The sequence below is a fragment of the Caldicoprobacter sp. genome (assembly GCF_047459465.1).
Taxonomy (GTDB): Bacteria; Bacillota; Clostridia; order Caldicoprobacterales; family Caldicoprobacteraceae; genus Caldicoprobacter.
The window spans coordinates 1-3,645 of record NZ_VSCO01000164.1; the positions used below are offsets into that span (position 1 = coordinate 1).

Annotated in this window: 4 protein-coding genes and 1 other RNA gene; all 5 read right to left on the reverse strand. The window is 48.0% G+C overall.

Annotated elements, in window-relative coordinates:
- Positions 1 to 3: 3 nt before the first annotated feature.
- Positions 4 to 261, reverse strand: a complete 258-nt coding sequence (locus tag FWJ59_RS08630) for a YkuS family protein (RefSeq protein WP_414481541.1) — start codon at positions 259 to 261, stop codon at positions 4 to 6.
- Positions 262 to 452: 191 nt separating this feature from the next.
- Positions 453 to 821: RNase P RNA component class A (rnpB, locus tag FWJ59_RS08635), an RNA gene on the reverse strand.
- A 59-nt stretch (positions 822 to 880) separates the two neighbouring features.
- Complete coding sequence (locus FWJ59_RS08640) at positions 881 to 1,621, reverse strand: zinc ribbon domain-containing protein (protein ID WP_414481538.1); 741 nt, start codon at positions 1,619 to 1,621, stop codon at positions 881 to 883.
- Between the two features lie 87 nt (positions 1,622 to 1,708).
- Positions 1,709 to 2,833 carry a Nif3-like dinuclear metal center hexameric protein gene (locus tag FWJ59_RS08645; protein WP_414481539.1) on the reverse strand — a complete coding sequence of 375 codons (1,125 nt, stop codon included), beginning with the start codon at positions 2,831 to 2,833 and terminating at the stop codon, positions 1,709 to 1,711.
- On the reverse strand, positions 2,806 to 3,513 hold the full coding sequence (locus FWJ59_RS08650) for a tRNA (adenine(22)-N(1))-methyltransferase (protein WP_414481540.1): 708 nt from the start codon (positions 3,511 to 3,513) through the stop codon (positions 2,806 to 2,808). The genes FWJ59_RS08645 and FWJ59_RS08650 overlap by 28 nt, the downstream gene beginning before the upstream one ends.
- Between the last annotated feature and the right edge of the window lie 132 nt (positions 3,514 to 3,645).

The following is a 3,645-nucleotide window of genomic DNA, read 5'->3' on the forward strand; positions in this document are numbered from 1 at the left end:
CATTTAATGTAATGTGCGCTCTATTGCTTCTTTTATTTCCTCAGGAGTCTTCCCGCTGGCCTCTATAAACGGCACATTGACCCTGGTATTTTGAATGCCCATGACGTTATTATTAAGCCCGGTAAACACCACCGCATCAAAACCGTCGAAGAAATCGCTGCGGTTTTTCTGGCTGGTGTCAAATTCAAACACCCGATAACCTGCGCTTTTTAGATAATTGATCACATGGGTCAGGCCTTTCTGTACCGCAATGTTTTTCATAGCCACACAACCTCCTCCTCGACATTTATTATTTGTCAAAGGCTTTACCTATATACAGCGTGAGGCTCAAAACACCGCGGTACATAAATTGTCAAGAGGCCGAAATAAAATTGAGATGTAAAAACATCTCAACAAAAAATAAATAATAAGCATATAAAAGCAAAAGCCCGCCTCATGGCGGGATTTTTGTACATGTGAGCAAGTCTGTAAGCCGAGTTCTGTCGAGGGCGATCATCTATCTAGGCCTACTGTTGCCAGATAGGCTCAAGCGACCTTACCCGGGACGTGGCGGGCCACCACATAATGTCCCCTATTCGGTCTTACTCCAGGTGGGGTTTACAGAGCCAATCCAGTCGCCTGGATTGCTGGTGAGCTCTTACCTCACCTTTCCACCCTTACCCAGCATTTGAGCACAAAGCCCAATGCCAGGCGGTCTATTTCTGTTGCACTTTCCTTGGAGTCGCCTCCACTGGGTATTACCCAGCACCCTGCCCTGTGGAGCTCGGACTTTCCTCAGCTGCATTTTTATGACCTGCAGCCGCGATCGCCCGACTTACTCACATGCTCTATACCATTTGCGCAATATATAATAACACGGATCAAGGACTTTGTCAAACCATCAAACGGCGCTCTTAGCATCACCATCTGCCTTATTGCCCCAATACAAAATGCGGCCGCAGTTTTCACACTCTATAATATCGTCTCCCTTTTTTAGCCTTTCGATGACCAGCGCCGCCAAACTCATATTACAACCACCACAGCAGCTCTGCTCCACCATGACTACTGCAATACCTCGGCTCTTCTTAAGCCTGTTATACCTTTTTATAAGTTCGGGGTCAAGCTTACTTTTGAGCTCGCTCTTCTGTTGTTTGACTTCCTCATACTCCTTTTGGATGGTCGAGACCTCGCTGTCGTACTCCGCTTTGATGTCAGAATACTCTTTTTTTGCCTTTACCATACGAATACGTATCTCTTCCAGCTTGCCCGAAAGGTTTTGGATATCCTTAAGCAGGCCCTTTACCTCCTCCTCTTTCTTGGCGAGCTTTTCTTTCAACTCCACTGCAGCCTTTTGCATTTCTTCCAACTGCTTGACGCTTCGGACCCGCCCTCCTTCAACCTTATCAACGTCGGATTTAAACGCCTTCAAAATATCCTCGTACTCATGATTGATCCGGTTCAATATGTGGTTTTTCTTTTCGGCTTCCTCGTTGAGCTTTACCAGGTTTTCTTGCTGCTGAACCAAATAGTTCTTAAGCTCAATCAATTTATTTCTCAAAGGAGAACTTTTCCTCATTTTTTTATATTTATCCAAGGTTAAATCGAGATTCTGGTATTCCCACAACAGATCCAGCTGTCCCATTAGCACAACCTCCTTTCAACCTTCACACAAAGCCCTCGTCCCCGTCCGATCCGATAAATGTCTCATAAAAAATTTAAAAGGGGCAAACTACTTCCCCACCGTCTTATAGATATCAGCCATGGTTTCTGCAGCAAATACCTCTATGTCATATTGTAAAGCATCAAAAGATTTTTGTAAACGAGAAACTAACTCCTTCACGACAAAGACCTCGGTGGCATAATGCCCTGCAGCTATGGTAGCCATGCCCAGCTCCGCTGCAGCCTGGGCATCGTGATATTTCAGCTCTCCCGTCAAAAAGACCTGAGCACCGCTGCAATACGCCTTGTTTATCAAGCTGCCACCCGAACCGGCGCAAGTGGCCACCACCTCTACTTCGTCGTCAACCCATCCTGCCACTTGAAGGCTTGAAACTCCTAAATCGTCACACACCTTCCCTATGAATTCTTCAAAAGTCATCCTGTGCGGCAGCCTCCCAATCCTCCCAAAGCCATGCTTCTTGACCCGGTTGGCCAATGGATATACGTCATAAGCCACTTCTTCATAAGGGTGAACCTGGAGCATGGCTTGGATGACCCTGTCCAGCTGGTTTGACAGGACCACCGTCTCCAGTCGGACTTCATGCACCCTCTCTAGGCGCCCCTGCTGACCGATATAAGGATTTGTGCCCTCAAGGGGCATAAATGTACCCGTCCCGTCAATCTGAAAGGTGCAATGGCTGTAATTGCCTATCCATCCTGCACCCGCCCGGGCCATGGCATCCATCACCGCATCCTCGTGGCCTTTGGGAATAAACACCACTACCTTGTACAGCTTATCCCGTTGGTCAGCGCTCAAGACCCTGACATCCTGAAGCCCTAAGCGCGCGGCCAAAACATCATCCACTCCGCCGGCGGCTTTATCCAGATTGGTATGGGCACAGTAGACCGCTATGTTGTTGCCAACAAGAAGATACAGCAGGCGTTCCCTGCCAGTATCGCCGCGCAGGCTCTTTAGCTTTTCAAATATAACCGGGTGATGCGAGATGATCATGTCCACTCCTTTTTGTATGGCCTCATGGACTATGGCCTCGGTCACGTCCAGGCACACCATGACCCTTTGGACGCTGTCCTGCGTCCTGCCCACCAGCAGGCCTACGTTGTCCCATTCCTCAGCCAGGTAAGGAGGAGCTATCTCCTCCATAACCTTTACCACCTGTTGCACCGTGTGAGCCATAGGTAAACCCCCTTATAATCCTCAAGTTTGCGCTTAAATTCTTCAAGCTCTTTTTTAGAATCAGGCGTTCCCCGGGATTCAAGCTGCTCTATGATGGCTGCCGTCTTGGCCATCTTGTACTCTATAAACTCCTTAAGCAGCGGGTGCTGCTTTTTTATGAGCATATACCCTATATCATAATACACATCATGAGGGATGTGCTGCTTGCCCTGCTGGGCTACCATTACCTCGTAGAACTTGTCCTTTTCGCGCGTCAATGACTCATCCACTATAGCATATCCATTATCGACCAACCATTTTCGCAGCAGCCCTTGGCTTTTCATGGGCTGCAGCACAAAGGTTTTAACGGTGGATGTAACCTGTGGAGCACTCTTCAAAATGTCCCTTATCAGTACCCCACCCACTCCAGCTATGATCACCGTATCGGCTTCGCCAGGATGTATGACCGATAGCCCATCTCCCACCCTTGCCTCGATCATGTCTTCCAATCCATGGGCCCTTATAAGGGCTTCTGCTTTTTTGAGCGAAGCAGCACTTATATCGGTTACAATGGCACTCTCTGCAATGCCTCTCTTGACCAACCAAACGGGAAGCTTTCCGTGATCAGTTCCAACATCCACGACGCACCTTGACGGTGGCACCATCTCGGCAACGCTGAGCAATCTTCCTTTCAACCGCATTCCATCACCTTAAACAAAAAAACACCGTTTTTATCCGGCGTTGTTGTTTACGACAAAAAGACATCTTTTGCCTTCATAATCTATTATAACCATCCAAGCTCCATTGGCCAACGTTACGGCCAAATATGGTTA

Coding starts and splice junctions, on each gene's coding strand:
- FWJ59_RS08630 (WP_414481541.1), bottom strand. CDS start 261: ATGAAAAACATTGCGGTACAGAAAGGCCTGACCCATGTGATCAATTAT.
- FWJ59_RS08640 (WP_414481538.1), bottom strand. CDS start 1,621: ATGGGACAGCTGGATCTGTTGTGGGAATACCAGAATCTCGATTTAACC.
- FWJ59_RS08645 (WP_414481539.1), bottom strand. CDS start 2,833: ATGGCTCACACGGTGCAACAGGTGGTAAAGGTTATGGAGGAGATAGCT.
- FWJ59_RS08650 (WP_414481540.1), bottom strand. CDS start 3,513: ATGCGGTTGAAAGGAAGATTGCTCAGCGTTGCCGAGATGGTGCCACCG.